At 70.8% G+C, this 19,481-nt stretch carries 15 protein-coding genes and 1 riboswitch; of the genes, 7 read left to right on the top strand and 8 right to left on the bottom strand.

Features of this window, described 5'->3' with window-relative positions:
- Window positions 1-171: 171 nt before the first annotated feature.
- A complete protein-coding gene (locus tag CCR97_RS26360; RefSeq protein WP_111359895.1) occupies window positions 172-954 on the bottom strand; it encodes an NAD kinase in 783 nt (260 codons plus the stop codon).
- Window positions 955-1,032: 78 nt separating this feature from the next.
- On the opposite strand from CCR97_RS26360, the gene cutA reads away from it, so the two are divergent.
- Complete coding sequence (gene cutA / locus CCR97_RS26355; RefSeq protein WP_111359897.1) at window positions 1,033-1,368, top strand: divalent-cation tolerance protein CutA; 336 nt, start codon at window positions 1,033-1,035, stop codon at window positions 1,366-1,368.
- 226 nt (window positions 1,369-1,594) lie between these two features.
- Window positions 1,595-1,801, top strand: a riboswitch (cobalamin riboswitch).
- A 187-nt stretch (window positions 1,802-1,988) separates the two neighbouring features.
- Complete coding sequence (locus CCR97_RS26350; RefSeq protein WP_170146052.1) at window positions 1,989-4,175, top strand: TonB-dependent receptor; 2,187 nt, start codon at window positions 1,989-1,991, stop codon at window positions 4,173-4,175.
- A 204-nt stretch (window positions 4,176-4,379) separates the two neighbouring features.
- On the opposite strand, the gene CCR97_RS26345 is transcribed toward CCR97_RS26350, so the two are convergent.
- From CCR97_RS26345 to CCR97_RS26325, 5 genes are all read right to left on the bottom strand, one after another.
- Window positions 4,380-7,781 carry an acyl-[ACP]--phospholipid O-acyltransferase gene (locus tag CCR97_RS26345; RefSeq protein WP_111359413.1) on the bottom strand — a complete coding sequence of 1,134 codons (3,402 nt, stop codon included), beginning with the start codon at window positions 7,779-7,781 and terminating at the stop codon, window positions 4,380-4,382.
- Window positions 7,782-8,257: 476 nt separating this feature from the next.
- A complete protein-coding gene (locus CCR97_RS26340) occupies window positions 8,258-8,503 on the bottom strand; it encodes a hypothetical protein (protein ID WP_111359412.1) in 246 nt (81 codons plus the stop codon).
- 333 nt (window positions 8,504-8,836) lie between these two features.
- Complete coding sequence (locus CCR97_RS26335; RefSeq protein ID WP_201160021.1) at window positions 8,837-10,159, bottom strand: TIGR03808 family TAT-translocated repetitive protein; 1,323 nt, start codon at window positions 10,157-10,159, stop codon at window positions 8,837-8,839.
- Window positions 10,135-11,232: an NADH:flavin oxidoreductase/NADH oxidase gene (locus tag CCR97_RS26330; protein ID WP_111359984.1), complete on the bottom strand. Its 1,098-nt coding sequence runs from the start codon at window positions 11,230-11,232 to the stop codon at window positions 10,135-10,137. Before CCR97_RS26330 ends, CCR97_RS26335 begins: the two co-directional genes overlap by 25 nt.
- 150 nt (window positions 11,233-11,382) lie before the next feature.
- Entirely contained in the window at window positions 11,383-11,907 is a 525-nt protein-coding gene (locus CCR97_RS26325) for an EF-hand domain-containing protein (RefSeq protein WP_111359983.1), read from the bottom strand.
- A 258-nt stretch (window positions 11,908-12,165) separates the two neighbouring features.
- Between CCR97_RS26325 and CCR97_RS26320 the strand changes: the two genes are divergently transcribed.
- The 5 genes from CCR97_RS26320 (at window position 12,166) to CCR97_RS26300 (ending at window position 16,564) form a co-directional block, all read left to right on the top strand.
- The gene (locus CCR97_RS26320; protein WP_111359982.1) at window positions 12,166-12,753 is read left to right on the top strand and encodes a hypothetical protein; all 588 of its coding nucleotides are present in this window, start codon (window positions 12,166-12,168) and stop codon (window positions 12,751-12,753) included.
- A 135-nt stretch (window positions 12,754-12,888) separates the two neighbouring features.
- Window positions 12,889-13,473 (top strand): Tll0287-like domain-containing protein, encoded by a 585-nt coding sequence (locus CCR97_RS26315; protein WP_111359981.1) that lies wholly within the window; start codon window positions 12,889-12,891, stop codon window positions 13,471-13,473.
- 67 nt (window positions 13,474-13,540) lie between these two features.
- On the top strand, window positions 13,541-14,338 hold the full coding sequence (locus CCR97_RS26310; protein WP_201160020.1) for an SDR family oxidoreductase: 798 nt from the start codon (window positions 13,541-13,543) through the stop codon (window positions 14,336-14,338).
- Window positions 14,339-14,610: 272 nt separating this feature from the next.
- Complete coding sequence (locus CCR97_RS26305; protein WP_146618892.1) at window positions 14,611-14,907, top strand: hypothetical protein; 297 nt, start codon at window positions 14,611-14,613, stop codon at window positions 14,905-14,907.
- 310 nt (window positions 14,908-15,217) lie between these two features.
- Window positions 15,218-16,564 (top strand): sensor histidine kinase, encoded by a 1,347-nt coding sequence (locus CCR97_RS26300; protein WP_146618893.1) that lies wholly within the window; start codon window positions 15,218-15,220, stop codon window positions 16,562-16,564.
- A 21-nt stretch (window positions 16,565-16,585) separates the two neighbouring features.
- On the opposite strand, the gene CCR97_RS26295 is transcribed toward CCR97_RS26300, so the two are convergent.
- Window positions 16,586-17,308, bottom strand: coding sequence for an MgtC/SapB family protein (locus CCR97_RS26295; RefSeq protein WP_111359593.1), 723 nt, complete (start codon window positions 17,306-17,308; stop codon window positions 16,586-16,588).
- A 241-nt stretch (window positions 17,309-17,549) separates the two neighbouring features.
- Window positions 17,550-19,424 (bottom strand): malto-oligosyltrehalose trehalohydrolase, encoded by a 1,875-nt coding sequence (gene treZ / locus CCR97_RS26290; protein ID WP_201160019.1) that lies wholly within the window; start codon window positions 19,422-19,424, stop codon window positions 17,550-17,552.
- Window positions 19,425-19,481 lie beyond the last annotated feature (57 nt).

The following is a 19,481-nucleotide window of genomic DNA, read 5'->3' as shown; positions in this document are numbered from 1 at the left end:
CGCGGAAACCATCTTGGCCAGCGGCCGCGAGTGGCCGCACCGACAGGCCGAACATATGGACGCAAGCGATCCGATCCGTTCTGAAAATCTCTTGCTGCACGGGGGCCGTCCACATATGGGTCCCGGGCTCGCGGCTTCGCCGCGCCCCGGGACGACCGAGTCTGTCGAAGCTCAATGGCTGAACTGCTCGCGCAGGATGCGCTCGTCGAGATTGTGGCCGGGGTCGAACAGCATCAGCATCTCGATCGCATGGTCCATGCGGATCTCGACGTGCTTGACCGAGCGCACCTCGTCGTGGTCGGCGACGGCGGCGACCGGCCGCTTGTCGGCCTCCAGCACCTCGATGGTCACCACGGCCGAGTCGGGCAGGAGCGCGCCGCGCCAGCGCCGCGGCCGGAACGCGCTGATCGGGGTGAGGGCGAGCAGCGGCGAGCCGATCGGGATGATCGGGCCGCCGGTGGAGAGATTGTAGGCCGTCGAGCCGGCCGGCGTCGCCACCATGATGCCGTCGGCCGTGAGCTCGCGCAGCCGCATCTTGCCGTCGACCATCACGTCGAGCCGCGCGGCCTGGTAGGTCTGGCGGAACAGCGAGACCTCGTTGATGGCGCGGTACTCGTGGCCGCCGCCGTCGACGTCGAGGGCGCGCATCAGCAGCGGGTGGATCACGGTCGCCTCGGCGTCGTGCAGCCGCTCCTTCAGCCCGTGCTCGTGATACTCGTTCATCAGGAAGCCGACGGTGCCGCGATGCATGCCGTAGATCGGCTTGCCGGTGCTCATGAAGACGTGCAGGGTCTTGAGCATCAGGCCGTCGCCGCCGAGCGCGACGATGACGTCGGCCTCGTGCGGATCGACATTGCCGTAGCGCTGGGTCAGCCGGGCGAGGGCCGCGGTCGCCTCGGGCGTCTGGCTCGCCACGAAGGCGATCCGCTCGATCTCGGCAGGCAGATGGGTCATGCGCGGCTCGTGCGGCGGATCGTTCGGCGGTTCGTGCGATACCGGCGCCGCACCGCCGCCGACGCGAAAGGAGTGGCGATGGAACGGGTGGTGTTCGTCTATACGACCTTTCCGGGGCTTGTCGAGGCGGAGGAGACCGGACGCGCGCTGGTCGAGGCGCGGCTCGCCGCCTGCGTCAACATCCTGCCCGGCATGGTCTCGCTCTATCGCTGGGAGGGTGCGATCGAGCGCGGCGAGGAGGTCGTGATGCTGATCAAGACCCGGGCGTCGCGCGCCGAGGAGGTGCGGGCCGCCGTGAAGGCGCGCCACTCCTACACCACCCCGGCGATCCTGGTGCTGCCGATCGAGAGCGTCGACCAGGCCTATCTCGGCTGGCTCCTGGCGGAGACCAAGGCGGACGACGCCGCGGACTGAAGACCGTGTTCCAGGTTGCTCCGGACGCCGTCATTCCGGGGCGCACCGAAGGTGCGAACCCGGAATCCAGCGGGCAAATCCGAAGGACTTGGTTGGATTCCGGGTTCGTGCGCCTCACGGCACACGCCCCGGAATGACTCTGCCGGGTGTGGGCTTCGCGCAACACTTCTCCGGCTAATGCACTCGGGTCGGGGCCTGCACGATTGACGCGCGGGGCGCGGGCGACCGAAGGTGCGCGTGTGCTGGTTCCCGGCGGGCGACCGCCGGGAGGAAAGAGGGAACACGGAACGCGCCCCGCGAGGGTCGTGAAGCCGTGGCTGGACCCGCAACTGTGAGCGGCGAGCCGCATCCACCGTGGCCACTGGGAAACCGGGAAGGCCGGATGCAGCGACGACCCGCGAGCCAGGAGACCTGCCCGCACAGTCACCCAACCGGTGGGCGGGAAGCCCCATACGGAGCGGTCTTTCGCAGCGGTGACACCGTGACCGGCGCGGGGACCGCTATGCTCGTTCGTCTCGTGAAGCGTTTGGACACCGATCGGCCGGGACGGCCGGACGGGCGTCTTTCGCGTCGGCTCATGCAACCCGAACCGCATGACCCTTTCGCGAAGGACGACAGGAATGACCCACGACCATTCGAACCGCGCTAGGGCGGCCCGCGCCGCCGGCCTCGCCGTTCTGCTCGGCAGCACCGCGTTTCTCGCCGGCGCCGCGCAGGCCCAGACGGCGGCGACCGACACGACGCTTCCCGACCTCTACGTCACCGCGACGCGCCTCGGCGGCGGCGCCGGCGGTGCGCTCGGGATCACGGGTGCGTCCACGACCGTGATCACGGCCGAGGAGATCGAGCGCTCGCCCGAGCAGACGATCCCGGGCATCCTGGCCCGCGAGCCCGGTGTCCAGGTCTCGAACCTCTACGGCGGCGTCAACGGGGCGCGTGCCACCGTCGACATCCGCGGCTTCGGCGCCACCGGCGCGCAGAACACGCTGATCCTGATCGACGGACGCCGCGTCGATCTGCCCGACCTGCAGACCTTCGACTGGGGCTCGGTGCCGATCAACTCGGTCGAGCGCATCGAGGTGACGCGCGGCAACTCCGGCGGCGTGCTGTACGGCGACGGCGCCGTCGGAGGCGTCATCAACATCGTCACCAAGAAGGCGACCGGACGGCCGAACGGCGCCCGCGCCGAGGTCGCCTACGGCTCGTTCAACCAGGTCGAGGGACGCGGCACCGCCTTCGCGTCGAGCGGGCCGCACGCGCTGGCGCTCTATGCCAATGCGGTGCGCTCCGACGGCTATCGCGACAACGGCCAGTATCATCAGACCAACGCAGGCGGCGACTATCGCTACACCCGCGACTGGGGCAGCTTCTATCTCAACACGACGCTGAGCGATCAGGTGCTCGGGCTTCCGGCCGGCCGCCGCGTCGACCCGTGGTTCGGGCTGAATCAGCTCGCCAACGACCGGCGGGGCACCAACACGCCGTGGGACTTCGCCAACCAGCAGCAGGCGACCGCCACCACCGGCATCACCTACGACCTGGCGCCGGGTGCCGAGCTGATCGTCGACGGCGGCGTGCGGGTCCGCAAGCAGCAGGCGGCCTATTTCCCGTCCTGCCTCGACACCTTCACGGGCGTCTACAACGCCGCCTGCCGGCAGCAGATCGGCTCGGCCTACGACACGTCCTATTTCGAGTCCTCGCTCGTCACCTCGTCCGTGACGCCGCGCCTGAAGGTCGACACCACGGCGTTCGGCCTGCCGCTGAAGTCGCTGAGCGGCGTCGACGTCTATCACACCGACTATTCGTCGCCGCGCGCCCTGATGGAGGGCGCGGCGGCGCTGCATCAGTACGATCTCGACCAGACCTCGCTCGCCGCCTACACGATGAACACGGTGACGCTGTTCTCCACGACCGACGTCTCGGTCGGCGGGCGCGTGCAGCGGACCTCGCTGTCGGCGCGCGACGCCGTGAACGCGACGGCACCGGGCTATCTCTACTTCGGCTTCCCGACCGTCGTGCAGGCAAACCCGCTCGACGACACCCAGACCAACCGCGCCTGGCACATCGGCATCGAGCACCGCTTCAACCAGCAGCTCACGCTGTTCGGCCGCACCGCGCAGAGCTTCCGGGTGCCGAACGTCGACGAGCGCATCGGCAGCGCGCCCTACGGCATGCCGAGCAATTTCGCGCTCAAGACACAGACCTCGCGCGACTGGGAGGCGGGCGTGAAGGTGACGGCCGGCCCGATGTTCCTGCAGTGGAGCATCTACGACATGAATCTCGAGAACGAGATCTTCTACTCGCCGTTCACCACCACCAACGTGAATCTCGATCCGACCCGGCGCTACGGCTCCGAGGCGCTGGCGACCATGCGGGTCTCCGACACGGTGCGGCTGAAGGGCAGCTACGCCTATACGCGCGCCGTGTTCCGCGAGGGCGTCTATGCCGGCAACGACGTGCCGCTCGTCGCGCGCAACACGGCCGGCGTCGGCGTCGTGTGGAACATCCTGGACAATCGCCTGGTGTTCACCGGCGACGTGCGTTTCGTCGGCTCGCGCCGCATGGACAACGACAGCCGCAACCTCCAGCCGATGACGCCGACCTACACGATCCTCGACGCCAAGATCGCCGGTGAGTGGGACCGCTACTTCTGGTCGTTCGCCGTGCAGAACCTCTTGAACGAGGACTATTTCGACTACGCGGTCGCCAGCCCCTATCCGGACGGCTTCGGCAGCAAGTACGGCGTCTACAACGCCTATCCGCAGCCGGGGCGGACCTTCATGCTGCGCGTCGGGGCGAATTTTTGAAAGATCGTCGTCGTTCTTTGGGCAGACGACAGATTCACCTCTCCCCAGCGGGGAGAGGTCGGATCTCGCGCGACAGGCGCGAGATCCGGGTGAGGGGGTGCCGAGGCATCCAACTGGCGCCGTAAACCCTCACCCCGGTCGTCCGCTTCGCGGACGCCCGACCCTCTCCCTCAGGGAGAGGGTCTCGGAGGCGCCGGCGTGGCGCTACGCCGCGCCCTCCAGCTTGGCGCGCTCGCGCACCATCTGGACGACCGTGAGGTTGTCGACCTTGCCGGAGCCGAGCAGCGGCATCTTCTCGACATGGACGAACTCGGCCGGGATCAGCATCTCGGACGCGCCGCGCGACTTCGCGAAGGCGATGAAGTCGGAGCGGGTGGCGCCCTTCTGGGTCGTCACCATGATCAGCTTCTCGCCCTTGCGGGCGTCCGGGATGGTGGCGACGGCATGCAGCGCGTCCGGCCACAGGTCGAACGCGATCGTCTCCACGGCGGCGAGCGAGATCATCTCGCCGCCCACCTTGGCGAAGCGCTTCGCCCGGCCCTTGATCGCCACATAGCCCTCGGCATCGATGGTCACGATGTCGCCGGTGTCGTGCCAGCCCTCGTGCGGCGGCTCGATCACGCCGGGCTTGTCGACCTTCAGGTAGCCGACCATCACGTTCGGCCCGCGGATGTAGAGCCGGCCGCCCTCGTCGACGCCCTCGACCTTGTCGAGCCGCGCCTCGATGCCGGGGAAGAGCCGGCCGACCGTGCCGAACTTGTTGAACATCGGCGTGTTGAGCGCGATCACGGGCGCCGCCTCGGTGACGCCGTAGCCCTCCAGGATGCGCACGCCGAACTTCTCCATGTAGGTCTTGCGGGTCGCCTCCTTGACGGCCTCGGCGCCGGCGAAGATGTAGCGCAGCGAGCGGAAATCGTAGGGGTTCGCGGTGCGGGCGTAGCCGTTGAGGAACGTGTCGGTGCCGAACATGATGGTCGCGTTGGTCGCGTAGACCAGCTCGGGCACCAGCCGGTAGTGCAGCGGCGAGGGATAGAGATAGACGTGCACGCCGTTGACCAGCGGCAGGATGAAGCCCGCCGTCAGGCCGAAGGCGTGGAACACCGGCAGCACGTTGAACAGCTTATCGGAGTAGCCGAAGTCGACGATCGCCTTGGCCTGGGCGGCGTTCGACAGGATGTTCCGGTGCGACAGCACGACGCCCTTCGGCACGCCCTCGGAGCCCGACGTGAACAGCACGGCGGCGGGGTCGGACGGCTGCCGCGCCACCAGCGGCGTCCTGAACTCGCGCAGGGCCTTGAGCTTGTCGAGCGTCGTCACGGTCGGTCGCACGTCTTCCAGGTAGACGATACGGTAGTCGGGCGCGAGCGCCGCGATCACGTGATCGAGCCGGCCCTTCTCGATGAAGGCGCGCGAGGTGACGACCGTGGTGAGCCCGGCGGCCTTGCAGGCGGCCCGGATGTTGGTCGGTCCGGCCGAGAAGTTGAGGATCGCCGGCACGCGGCCGGCCCACATCAGGCCGAGCAGCGTCACGGCGGCGCCGTTGGCGTTCGGCAAGAGCACGCCGAGATACTCGCCGGGTCCGGCATGGACCGAGAGCTTGCGGCCGAGCACCGCGGCGCCGACCAGCATGCGCTTGTAGGTGAGGGCGCCCGACACCGGGTCCTCGATGGCGATGCGGCTCATGCCGTGGAACTCGCCGGCATGCACCATCGCCTCGAACACGGTGCAGTCCATCTCGGTGGTGCGGAAGATCAGGTCGGACATCACCCGGTAGAGCGCGGCGCCCGCGGCGACGCGGCGCTTTTTTCCGCGCAGTTCTTCGGGCACCGAAATCCGCACCGGCGGCAGGATGGTCATCGTGATCTTGGGGAACCAGCGGCGGCGGACCTGATGGTCCTTCAGGCGCGAGAACGGCGTCTGCTCCAGCCCCTTGATGCGCACCGGCACCACCATGGCGCCGGACTTGTCGGCGATCAGGCCGGCGCCGTCGTAGATCTTCATCAAGCTCCCGGTGACCGTGATGCGGCCCTCCGGGAAGATGATCAGGCTGTCGCCGCCCTGCACGGCGTGGATGAGCTGGCGGGTGCCCCACGGATTGGTCGGGTCGATCGGCATGGCGCGGGTGAAGCGCAGGAACGGCTTCACCCACCAGCGCTCGGCGATGTGGCAGTCGATCGCGAACACCGGATCCTTGGGCAGCACCGACAGCGCGAAGGGCGCGTCCAGGAAGCTCACGTGATTGAGCGCGATGATGGCGTTCGGTCCGGCCTTCTCGATGTTCTCGAGCCCGTGCACCTCGGCGCGGAAGAACGCGCGCGCGACCGTCGAGAGAAAATCGCGCACCGGGTTGGTCGGCAGCGTCTTGAAGATCGCGTATCCGACGACCAGGTTGGCGACGCCGAGCAGCATGAACAGCGTCGCCGGCGCGAGGCCGGCGAGCTGCAGGACGGCGACGAAGATGCCGGCCGCCACCATGAAGGCGGCGTTGAGAACGTTGTTGGCGGCGATCACCCGGGCGCGGTGGTCGGCGCCGGCCCAGGCCTGCATGGCCGCGAAGGCCGGCACGATGAACAGGCCGCCGGCGACCGCCATGCCGAACAGGTCGAAGCCGACATGGATGCCGCGCACCGAGCCGAGCACCTCGGAAATGCCGCGGCCCTGCACCGGACTCGCGACGCCCGACATCCACCAGCCGAGATCGATGCACAGGATGCCGAGCAGCGCGGCGCCGAGAACGGTCGGCAGCAGCACGATGCGGCCGGCGGCGAGCCAGGCGGCGAGCGCCGAGCCGGCCGCGATGCCGATCGAGAACACTGCGAGATAGACCGTGATCACCTCCTCGGCGGCGCCGAGCGTGGTCTTGATCAGCGGCGGCATCAGCGAGAGCGCGATCGCACCGGTGAGCCAGAACCAGGAGACCACGAGGGCCGACCACCACAGCCGCCGCTCGGCCTTCAATTCGCCCATCAGCCGCGCGGTCGAGCGCACGATGTTGGTGTCGATCGTCAGGTTCGGCGCGGCCTGTCCGGTCCGGGGGATCAGCAGGGCCGAGAGCCAGCACAGGATCGCGACGATCATCATCAGCCCGGCGAAGGAGGCCGGGTCGCCGCCGTCCTTGGACGCGAGGCCGCCAACGATGGTGCCGAGCAGGATCGCCAGGAAGGTGGCGCCCTCGACCAGGGCGTTGCCGGCCGGCAGCTCGGAGCGCTCCAGATGGTCGGGCAGGATGCCGTACTTGATCGGGCCGAACAGCGCGGCGATGACGCCGATCAGGAACAGCGCGACGAACAGGAGCGCGATCGAGTGCAGCCAGAAGCCGAGCACCGCGAACAGCGCCACCGGGATCTCGGCGAGCTTCAGCCAGCGCGCCACGATCGCCTTGTCGTAGCGGTCGGCGATCTCGCCGCCGACGGCCGACAGGACGAAGAACGGGAAGATCAGCGTGGCGCCGGCGAGCGTGATGAGGGCTTCCGAGTTCGAGCCCGTCATCCGATAGAGGATCAGGAAGACCAGCGAGTTCTTCAGGAAGTTGTCGTTGAAGGCGCTGAAGAACTGGCACCAGAACAGGGGGGCGAACCGTCTGGTGGTCATCAGATGCGAGAACATCGGCGGTCCTGTGCGATGGCGCGGCCGCCGGTCGGGGGAGGCCGGGCACTTGATCGGGCCGTGGAGTTAGCCGGGATTCACGGGTTTGGGCAATACCGCCGGGGCATCCCGTCCGGCCGACCTCGGGGGCGCCGGTCCGGGACGACGCCTGCACGCGCCGGCGTCCGGCGGCGCCGCGACGGGCTCATCCGCACGAGCGCCGAGCTGTCGGAAAGGGGCGCGAGGCCGAGGGCGCGGAGCAATCAATTACGGGTGAATATACGACCGAGAATGTGATCGATGCCGGGACCGACACGCGCGGAGCGGGCGATACGACACCGGCAGGCGACCCGCCTTCGGGCAGGCAAGACGGCTCGAGCAGGCGACTCGACTCGAGCAGGCGAGATCACTCGGGACCGCCTCAGCGGCAGGCCGTAGGCCCGCCCGGCTGCGGTCGGTGCGTGCACGGGCGACCGGTGGTCGCCCGGCGGAGCGGCTCAGGCCGCTTCGGCGCACTGCGGCTCGCAGTGCATCTCGCCGAACTCCGGCTGGAACTTGACCCAGGTGCTGAACCCGGTGCCGCACGCCTCGCAGGTCCACAGGTGGCGGACCACACGATCGGCGATGTGATGCGACTCGTCCGGCGCCACCAGCAGATAGGCGCAACGCGGGCAGTGCTGCTTGCCGAACAACGATCTGTCGGGCGCCCGCGTGTCGAGGTAGCCGCCGTTCATCATGATCAAGTCCTCCCTGTCGTGGCGGTGTTGTCACCATGCCCTGCGTCCGGGGTGCGGATGGGGATGCCGCGCCGACGCAGTTTGGATCTCGGCGCCTCGCTGACGCGACGGCCGAGACCCCCCTTGGTGTTCTGCCTGTTTTTGGAAGACTGCCAGCCGAGGCGAAGTCGACTGCAGCTTGGACTTTAGTCTAACAGAAAAGCCGTAGATCACGCCAGCAAGAATTCAGGGTTGAACGCGGAAATTCGATGCCGCAGCGCAACTTCGGACTAGTTGGATGGGCTGTATTTACAGTGGGCGACACATTGGGATCTGGCGCCGCATGCCGTGTCGCCTGGCTCACGAAACCTTATTACCACTTAGTGAGAGATGCGGATAAGGCTCGGCTCCGCCGGTCGCGAGGTCGCCCGTGACCGGGGTCTTGTGGTCGAGCCCGACGATGGCGCCGGCGCGGCTGCCCGAGATGATGTTCGCGGACAGCACGGTGCTGCGGGCGCCCGGGACCACCGTCACGCCGACGCCGATGCCGCACTGGCGCACCACATTGCCGGTGACGGAGACGTCGCGCAGATAGGGGCCCCAGCCGACCGCGATGCCGACCGCGCTCGCGTTCTCGACGACGTTGCCGGTCGCCGTGGTGTCGGCCTCGACATACATGCCGACGCCGAGCAGAAACTCGGGGTCCGGATTGACGGTCCCGGGCGCGAGGTTGCGCAGGATGTTGCCCTGGACGACGGCGATCCGCCCGCCGCTGGCGAAATTGGCGATCGAGACGCCCATCTGGGCGCCGTCGACGATGTTGTTCGCCACCAGGGCGGCCTCGAACTGGAACTCCGAGTACAGCGCCGTCTCGCCGACCCGGGTCACCGTGTTGCCGACGATCTGCAGGTTGGAGGCCGAGTTGCCGCGCACGCCCGAGAAAGCGCAATCGGCGATGCGGTTGCCGCGCACGATCACGCCGTTCGCCCGGTACACGTTGATGGCGTTGCCGAACTGGCCCTGGCCGCCGGCCCGGTTGCGGACATCGGTCACCCGGTTGTCGACGATCAGGGTGCCGTCCTCGCCGGCCTCGAAGCGCAGCACCTGGATGCCGTTGTTGCCGGCCCCGGCGATCACGTTGCGGGCGATCACCATGCCGCGGCTGTCGCGGGTCTGGATCGCCACGTCGCCCGTTTCGGTGACGCGGTTGTCGGCGATCGTGCCGGCACATTTGTAGAGGTAGAGCGCCGTGCCATCGGCGCCCGCCACGCTACAGTTCGTCACCGCGAGCGCATCGACCTGCTCGCACTGCAGGAGGGCGCGGTCGGGCGGCAGCGGCCGGCCGCCGCCGTCGAGCACCAGGCCGTCGAGCGAGACGCGGCCGACATTGGCGGCCGACAGCAGCGAGGCGCCGCCGAGGAACTGGAGCCGCACTGCGCCGGGCGCGCCGACGAGCCTCGCGCCGTCCGGCAGCCGCACGCCACCGACCTTGTAGACGCCGGGCGGGAAGGCGAGCGGCGCGCCGGTCGCCGCCGTGCGGTCGAGGGCGCGCTGGAGGACGAGCGTCTGGTCGTCCGCGCTGCCGGGCCGGAGGCCGAGCGTCGCCGCATCGATGCCGAAGGCCGACACCGGGCCGCCTGTCGCCGCCGGCGAGTGGCTCAGCCGCGTGCCGCGGGCGCCCACAGGCTCGGTCCGGCGCGCAGATACTGCGGCGGCCGGCGCGCCTCGGCGCCGAGCGCGCGGGCCGCGTGCCAGCCCCAATGCGGGTTGTCCAGCATGGCGCGGGCGAGCGCCACCATGTCGGCCTTGCCCTCGGCGACGATCACCTCGGCCTGCTTCGGGTCGACGATCAGGCCGACCGCGCGGGTGACGAGGCCGGTCGCGTGGCGCACCGCCTCGGCCAGCGGCACGTTGTAGCCGGGCGAGGTCGGGTTGCGGGCCTCGGCCGTCAGGCCGCCCGAGGACACGTCGGCATAGTCGTAGCCGATGTCCTTCAGGGCGCGGGCGAAGACGATCGCCTCGTCGACGTCGATCCCGCCGTCCAGCCAGTCGCTGCCGGTGATGCGGGCGCCGAGCGCCACGTCGCGTGGCACGCTGCCGCGCACCGCCTGGGCGACGGCGAGCGGAAACCGCATCCGGTTCTCGCGCGAGCCCCCGTATGCGTCGGTGCGCTGGTTCGATACGGCGGAGAGGAACGCGTGCACCAGATAGCCGTGCGCAGCGTGCAGCTCGACCGCATCGAAGCCGATGCGCACCGCCCGGGTCGCGGCCTGCGCGAAGGCGGCGATCACGCGCTCCATGTCGTCCTCGGTCATCGCCTGGGGGACGTGCCAGCCCGGCCCGAAGGGCAGGGCGGAGGGCGCCTCGGTCGGCCACGGGTCGTGGTCGACGGCGAGCGCCTTGCCGCCCTCCCAGGGGCGTTGCGACGAGGCCTTGCGACCCGCATGGGCGAGCTGGACGCCGAGCTTGGCGGTGCCGATGCGCCGGCAATGGGCGACGATGCGGGCGAGCGCCGCCTCGCAGGCGTCCGAGTAGAGGCCGAGGCAGCCATGGGTGATGCGGCCGCGCCGCTCGACATGGGTCGCCTCGACGACGACCAGGCCGGCGCCCGAGTTCGCCAGCATGCCGAGATGCGTCATGTGCCAGTCGGAGGCACAGCCGTCGTTGCCGCTGTACTGGCACATCGGCGCGACCGCGATGCGGTTCTCGAAGGTCCGGCCGGCGATCTCGATGGGAGTGAACAGGGCGCTGGTCATTGTGGCGCTGGTCATGGGGCACTCGATCGGGGGAAACTCGGGCACGGCGCAGGGGTGGGGAGAGGGCCGTGCGGGGCACGGCCCAGTCGTATCGCAGACCCGCGCGACCCGGCAACCGAAGGCAGCGCTTCCGCCCGTTCGATCCGGCGCTCAGAACGGGATGCCGACCGTGCCGCCCATGCCGCCGCCGCCGAGATTGGGGCGCATGCTCGGCCCGCCGCCGCCACCACCCCGCATCTCCTCGGCCGTCACCTTGCAGTCGCCGTTGCGGTCGAAACGGGCGAAGAACGGACTCGGGCGATCGACGAACTCGGCCCGCGCGATGCGGCCGTCGCGGTTGTCGTCGAAGTAGCCGAGCTCGGCGTTCTTGAACGCCGGGTCGGCGCGGCGGAGCGCATCGAACTCCTTGGCGTCGACGAAGCCGTCGCGGTTGGCGTCGGCGTTGACGAAGATGCGGGTGACGTACTGTTTCCACTCGTCGCAGGTGAAGACGCCGTCGCGGTTGGCGTCCCAGGCCGGGGCCGACTGGCGGACCGGATCCTCGCCCGGCCGGTTGGCGGCCCGAAAGTCGGGCCGGCGGTCGTAGACGCCGGGCAGGCCCGGGGCGCCGCCGGACTGCGCCGCCGCGCTCCCGGCGGTCGCCAGGCACGTCAACATCACAAGCACGTATCGCATGAAGGTCCTCTCCCGCCCGTCGCGGCCGACTGACGCCGGCAAGGCGGCAGCTTTTGGGCATGCCGGCGCCGGGGCGTCGCGGCGCCCGGCCGTCCGGCGCGTGGCCGCTCCGCGGAGCAGGTCGAAAAACCTGTCCTGCGGTGTCAATCCGGGGCGACATCCCGGAACTCTCCCAGCTTGACAACCGGCCGGCCCGGCGCGCGAGGATCGGCGCGCCCGCCGGCGATCTCGGGTGCGGCGGCACGATGGGACGACCAGATGATCCGCTTGATTTCATTCTTCTTCACCGCGGGCGCGGCCGCGTTCGGGGCGGCGCTCGTCGGCATTCAGGGCGTCATGCTCCTGCGCGGCGACGGCGGGAATTATCTCGTTCTCGGCGCCGCTGCCTTCGCCATGGTGGTCGGCCTGTGGGGGCTGCGCGCCGACATCCGCCGCAGCAAGGCCGCCGCCGAGGCGATGCGCGAGGGACGGCTGCCGGACCAGTGGGCGCCGCCGCGCGGCACGCCGAAGCGCGACACCCCGAAGGCGAACGTCGTCCGGGCGGCCCAGCGGGCCGAGATCGACCCGGCGCCGATCGCCCCGGCCGCGATCCCCGACACGGGCGCGCCGATCGCCGACATCGTCGCCGCCGAGCGGGCCCGCACCGACGCCTTCTGGCGCGACGGGGTGGCGCGGCTGGAGGCGGAGGCGGAGGCGCACGGCGTCGGTGACGGCGCCGTGGTGCTGCTCGACGTCGCGGCCCAGAACCTCGCCCGGACGCTCGGCGCCCGCCAGGTCGCCCGCATCCTGCGCGAGGCGGCGGCGCGCTATGCCGATCCGCCGGCCCGCGACGCCGGCGCCGCCTGATCGGCCGAACGACTGGGCATCGCCGACGGCGTTTGATGGGCCGCCGGTGACTCCGTCACAGACCGGGCCGGTGGGGTTCGCCATCGTGGCCCCCGTCGCGGACGCCTGCCGTCCGGTCGCACGGAGGGTCGGATCATGTCGCTCAGGATCATCGTCGTCGGGGCCGCCGTCGTCGGCGCCGCTGCGCTCTGGCTCGGCGCCGAGCGCGACCGCGCCGCGCGCGAGGCGCGCCTCGCCGCACAGGCCGCGACGGTCGCGGCCGACTACGGCGCGACGCTGCTCGGGGCCGTGAAGAGCGCCATCGAGACCTCGGGCCTCGTCGGCGCGATCGGCTTCTGCAAGGAGCAGGCGCCGGCGATCGCCGCGGAGCATAGCCAGCGCACCGGTTGGCGGATCGCCCGCACCAGCCTGAAGCCGCGCAACCCGGCCGCCGCGCCGGACGAGTTCGAGCGCACCACGATGGACATGTTCGCGACCAAAATCGCGGAGGGGCAGCCCGTCGCCGCGCAGACACGCAGCGCCGTCGTCGACACAGCCGACGGACCTATGTTCCGCTTCATGAAGGCGATCCCGACCGGCGAGCCGTGCCTCGGCTGCCACGGCTCCGAGCTGAAGCCGGACGTCGTCGCCGCCCTGAAGCGCCTCTATCCGGACGACACCGCGACCGGCTTCAAGGCCGGCGACATGCGCGGCGCCTTCACGCTCGCGCGCCGGCCCTGAGCCGCCGTATGATGGCACCGCGTGCCGGGCCGCCGGTCGTCGCGGCGCCGGTCGGGCGGAGGATGCCATGACGGACGCTGCCAGCACGGCCGGCAAGCCGGTCACCGGTTCGACGCCGGGTGCGGTGACCAGCGCGGCGCCGCGATCGGTGTCCTACGATTTCTCCGGCCGTCGCGCCGTGGTGACGGGCGGGGCGCGCGGTCTCGGCCGCGGCGTCGCCGAACGGCTGCGCGATGCCGGCGCCGTCGTCGAGGCCTGGGACGTCGACCCGGTGGCGGTCGACGGCATCGTGCCGGTCGCCGTCGACGTCACCTCGTCGCACCAAGTCGCCGCCGCGGCGGCGCGGGCGGTCGCCGCCGGCGGCATCGACATGCTGGTGCTCGCCGCCGGCTATGGCGGCACCCGGAAATCGGTCGACGCGGTGAGCGAGTCGGAATGGCGCCAGGTGATCGACGTGACGCTGACCGGCGTGTTCCAGGTCTGTCGCGCCGTGGTGCCGCACATGTGCCGGATCGGACGCGGCCGCATCGTCACGGTCGCCTCGCTCGCCGCCAAGGAGGGCCGGGCCGGCCTCGCCGCCTTCTCGGCGGCCAGCGCCGGCATCGTCGCCTTCACCAAGGCGCTCGGCAAGGAGCTCGGCGACACGCCGCTCCGGGCGAACTGCGTCGTCTGGGCCGCCGTCGACACGGAGTTCCTTCGCGCCATGCCACCAGCGGCCGTCGAGGCGGTGGTCCAGCGTAGCCCGATGAAGCGGCTCGGCACGATCGCCGAGTTCGCCGAGCTGGTGGCGTGGCTGTGCTCCGACGCCTGTAGCTACAACAGCGGCGCCGTGTTCGACCTCTCCGGCGGCCAGGCGAGCTACTGAAGCGGCTTGCCGCGCCGTGCGCGTCGGTTCGCCCCGCGTTCTGATCACGACCGCGTGAATCGGCCGCGCTCTTAAGCTTTTCTCGACGAATGCGCCTGTCGGGCAGGGAACCGGCGGCGGTCTTTCCGGTTGTATCGGGAGCCGGTTCGGTGGTGCGGGGGGCACACCGTCGTCCACCACGTCCGTGACCGGCCGGGTGTTGTACGGACCCATGCCGATGCTGTCCGGCCATCGCGGCCCCTCGACAGCGACGGCCCGAACGGGAGGTGGACATGACGTTTCGCACGAAGACTCTGACCCTGATGCTCGCGCTCGCCGGCACCGCCGTCGCGGGCGTGGCGACGGCCGACCAGCTCGACGTTCGCCAGCTCATCGAGCAGCGCTGGATGGCGGCGGCGCCGACCGGCGAGACCTGGACCTGCCCGACCGTCGACGCGGCGACCATCCAGGCGGCCTTCGAGCAGCAGACCGCTCCGGACCTGACCGTCGCCCTCAACGACGATCCGCGGCCCGACAGCCTGCGGGGCCCGATGGCCTCCGACATCCCGGTCGTGGCTTACGGCCAGTGACCTGACCGGTCTCCGGCCCTCGGCCGGAGCAGGGCGGGTGGAGCTTTGACGGCGCACGGGTCTGAATGACCCGGTGCGCCGTCTTGATTTCGAGCTGGTCGCGCCCCTTCGAGCAGGCTTGCAGACGATCAGGCTTGCAGGCCATCGCGCGGCGGTCGAGCCGCGAGCCGCGACCCGCGAGCGCGTCGGGACCAGCGTCACACAGTCGCCTTTGGACAAAAGTCACGATCTTCGATCGCCGTCGTCGCCGGGATGCACGGCGGTGTGGTAGGAATTTCCGCAGCCTGCTCTTTCGGCGCGGGGTTTGCGGATGCAGGACCGGGTTCTCGGAAGGGCGTTCGTCGCCGTGGCGTGGGCCGTCTTCGTCGGCGCCGCGGCGGTCGCGATGGCGGCTGGCCTGCGTGTCCTGCTCGGCCTGGTGCTGCCGACGGATCTCTCCTTCACGGCCATGCTGCCGGCGGTCGTCGTCGCCGCGCTCGCCGGCGGGCTCGGCGCCGGCCTGGTCGCGGCAGTCCTCGGCGGGATCGTCGCCCAGTGGGCGTTCGTCGCGCCGTATTTTCAGCTCACCGTGCCGACCTTCAAGGACGTCGGCAATCTGGTCGCCTATGCGATCCTGTCCGTCCTCGTGCTGTGGGCGACGGGCCTCTACGAACGCGCCCGCCGCCGCGCCGAGGCCAATGCGGCGGCCGCGGCGCGCCTCGTCTCGGTGGTCACCAACAGCGTCGACGCGATCGTCGGGTTCGACCGCAACGGCATGGTCGAGGACTGGAACACCGGGGCCGAGCGGCTGTTCGGCTACGCGGCCGACGAGATCGTCGGCCGGCCGGCCTCGATCCTGTTCGAGGACGACGAGGGGCGCAGTGGCACTCGCAAGCTGCTCGCCCGGGAGCCGGCGCGGTTCACGACGCGCGGCATCGCCAAGGACGCCCGCCGCGTCGAGATCGCGGTGACCACGGGTCCGGTCCATCTCGCCGACGGCACCTGGATCGGCGTCGCCGCCATCGCCCGCGACATCGGCCCCGAGGTCGCCGCGGACCGGGCGCTGCGCGAGGCCAACCGGCGCAACCTCGCGCTGCTGTCCGAAGGCCACCAGCGCATGCGCGACATGCTGCAGATGGTCTGCGGCCTGGTCCAGGCCTGCGGCCGCGCGGCCGAGTCCGACCCGGCCCGCGGTCCCATCGTCGCGCTCGAGCAGCGCATCGCCACGGTGATGCGCATCCACGACCAGCTTCATCGCGCCGCCGAGCACGGCACCGTCGAGATCGGCGCGACGCTGCGGCAGCTGATCGGCGACATGGTCGGACTCGCCGGGCGACCGGTCGACATGGAGATCGTCGGCACGTCCGAGGTGCGACTGGCGAGTGACGTCGCCCTCGCCGTGATCTTCGCCGTGACCGAGCTCGTCACCAATGCACTGACGCATGCCGGCGGTCAGCGGCCCACCGTGCGGGTTCGTTGCAGCCGCGAGGAGGGTGGGCTCGTCGTCGTCGTCGCCGACGACGGCCAAGGCCTGCCGGCCGGATTCGAGCTCGGCCGGGCGCGCGGGCTCGGGCTGCGGTTGGCGGAGAGCGTCGTCGGGCGCCTCGGCGGGACGCTGCGCCAGCTGCCGCAGGACGCCGGCGCGGCCTTCGAGATCCGGGTGCCGGTCGGCGCGTAGAGGCGGCGGCGCGGGCCGCGCTCAGTCGGCCGTGCGCATCGTCCAGCCGGCGTGCTCGACGCCGGGGAGCCGCTCGACCCGGGCGACGATCTCGTCGAGCTCCGTCGGCCGGGCCGACGAGCCGGCGAGCGTCACGGCGAGATCGAGCGTCTCCTCCGCCTGCTCGTCCACCGTGGTGCCGCGCACCGCGTAGGACTTGGCGTCGAGCTGATCGAGCACGGCGGCGCGCACCACCGGCATCTCCTCGGCCGTGACGGTGACGCGCACCTCGTAGGTCGCCTCGGTGGTCGCCTCGTCGAGCGGCTGGCGGTTGATCAGATCGACCAGCGGCCGCAGCGCCGTGTTGGCCATCAGCACGAACACCGCGATGGTGACGGCCTCGCCGATCAGGTCGGCGCCCGCGGCGCCGCCCATCGCGGCGGCGCCCCACAGGGTCGCGGCCGTGTTGAGGCCGCGGATGTTGAGGCCTTCCTTCATGATCACGCCGGCGCCGAGGAAGCCGACGCCGGACACCACATAGGCCAGCACGTGGACGGCCGAGGCGTTGCCGTTGAGCCGCATGCCGATGTCGACGAAGGCGGCGGCGCCGACCGCCACCAGCACGGCGGTGCGCAGCCCGGCATTGCGCTGTCGCCACTGCCGCTCGGCGCCGATCAGTGTGCCGAGCACGAAGGCCGTGCCCAGGCTGACCAGCGTGTTGACGAACTGGGGCAGGTCGAAGTTCGACAGCGCGGCGACGCTCATCCGAGCCTCCGGCCCGCTCGGGGCGCGCGTTGAAGCTCCGGCCGTTCTATCGCGGCGACGAGATTCGTAAAGCGTGGGGGCGGCGCGGGGCCGCCGCCTCGTGTCCGGGCACGGCGCGATGCGCGGCGAACCGGGACCCAGGGGCGATCGCGCGAGGCGCTTGTCGTTACGCCCCTGGGCCCCGGCTCTGCGGCACATCAGGCCTGCGGCCTGCCGCGCCTTGTCCGGGGCACGCCGAGGGTCAGCTCTGCGTCTCGTCGATCGCCCAGACGACCGTCCAGGCGCCGAGCGCGTGGGCCGGAGACGCGCCGTCGCGGGTGCGGATCTCGCCCTCGCACCACAGCGTCCGGCCCGGGATCGGGTCGAGGCGGTCGAGCGGCTCGGGCGACAGGTTGGCGAGGAGACGCAGCCGGGCGCCGCGGAGATCCCATTCCACCGCCACGGCGCCGGGGCCGAGCACCGCGTAGCGGCCGGCGCCGGTGCCGGCGAGCCGCGGCACGATCTCGCGATGGCGGATGTTCAGGAGATCGCGATAGAGCGCATGCCAGCGCGCGTGGCCGTCGCGGTGCAGGGCGCTCCAGTCGAGCTTCGCGGCCTCGAACGTCGCCGGCAGGGTCGGGTCGGGGATGCGGTCGCGCTGCGCCGGGTCGTGGAATTCGGGAAAGCGGGCGAACTCGGCGCGGCGGCCCTCGCGCACCGCGCTGGCGAGCGGTTCCTGAAAGTCGCAGAAGAACGGGAACGGCTCGGCGGCGGCCCACTCCTCGCCCATGAACAGCATCGGCACCTGCGGCAGCAGCAGATAGACGGCCGTCACGGCACGCACCGCCGCGGCGGGCGCGAAGGCGGTGATGCGATCGCCGAAGGCGCGGTTGCCGACCTGGTCGTGGTTCTGGATGAACGCGACGAAGGCGGTGGTCGGCAGGTCGCGCGACGGCTCGCCGCGGGTCGAGCCGCGATAGGGCATCTCCTCGCCCTGGAACGCGAAGCCTTCGGCCAGCGCACGGCCGAGCTTGTCGGCATCGCCCCGATAGTCGGCGTAATAGCCGGTGCTCTCGCCGCTCGCCGCGCAATGGAGCACGTGATGGACGTCGTCGTTCCATTGCGCCGTGTAGAGGCGCGGCGCGCCGTCGGCGGCGCGGACCAGGAGATGCGCCTCGTTCTCCTCGTTCTCGAGGATCAGATGGACGTGGCGGTCCGGCGTCGCCGCATGAACGGCGGCCGCGATCTCGTGCAGGACGTGCTCGGCGCTGTCGTCGAGGATCGCGTGGACGGCGTCGAGCCGCAGCCCGTCGAGCCGCATCTCGTCGATCCAGTGAAGCACGTTCTCGATCACCAAGGCGCGCACCATCTCGGCGCCCTCGGCGTCGAAGTTCACGGCGGCGCCCCACGGCGTGTGATGCCGCTCGGTGAAGATCGGCGCATAGGCGGCGAGGTAGTTTCCGTCCGGCCCGAAGTGATTGTAGACGACGTCGAGCAGCACCATCAGGCCGCGCGCATGCGCGGCGTCGACCAGCGCCTTGAGGTCGTCGGGGCGGCCGTAGCTCGCATCCGGGGCGAACGGCAGCACGCCGTCGTAGCCCCAGTTCCGTCGGCCCGGAAAATCGGCGATCGGCATCAGCTCGATCGCCGTGACGCCGAGATCGACGAGATGATCGAGCTTGTCGATCGCGGCCCGGAACGTGCCCTCCGGCGTGAAGGTGCCGACATGCAGCTCGTAGACGACGGCCTCCTCCCACGGCCGGCCGCGCCAGTCCGGCGTCGCCCACACATAGGCGTCGGGGTCGATCACCTCGCTCGGCCCGTGCACGTCGTCGGGCTGGAAGCGCGAGCCCGGGTCGGGCACGGCGAGGCCGTCCGGCAGCACGAAGCGATAGCGCGTGCCCGGCCCGGCGTCGGCGATCACGGCCTCGTGCCAGCCGTCGCCGACGGACGTCATGGCGACCCGCCGGTCGGCGTCGACGAGGTCGAGCATGATTTCGGCGTGCTTCGGTGCCCACAGCCGGAAACGGGTGCCGCCCGGCTCCAGAACGGGGCCGAAGCGGGGCTTGGGTGTCACGGGCCGGTCGGCGACGAGAGTCGCGGCGGAAGCGGATGAGCCGATGGACGGAGCGGGCATGGCACCTGTCTGGGTCGAAGGTTTCGCGTGTGCAACACGTCGTCGCGCCTCATCGTT

Origin of the sequence: Rhodoplanes elegans (genome assembly GCF_016653355.1) — a bacterium.
In the GTDB taxonomy this organism is placed as follows: Bacteria; Pseudomonadota; Alphaproteobacteria; order Rhizobiales; family Xanthobacteraceae; genus Rhodoplanes; species Rhodoplanes elegans.
The sequence above is the reverse complement of the archived record's forward strand: the minus strand, read 5'-3'. Positions and strand labels throughout refer to the sequence as shown.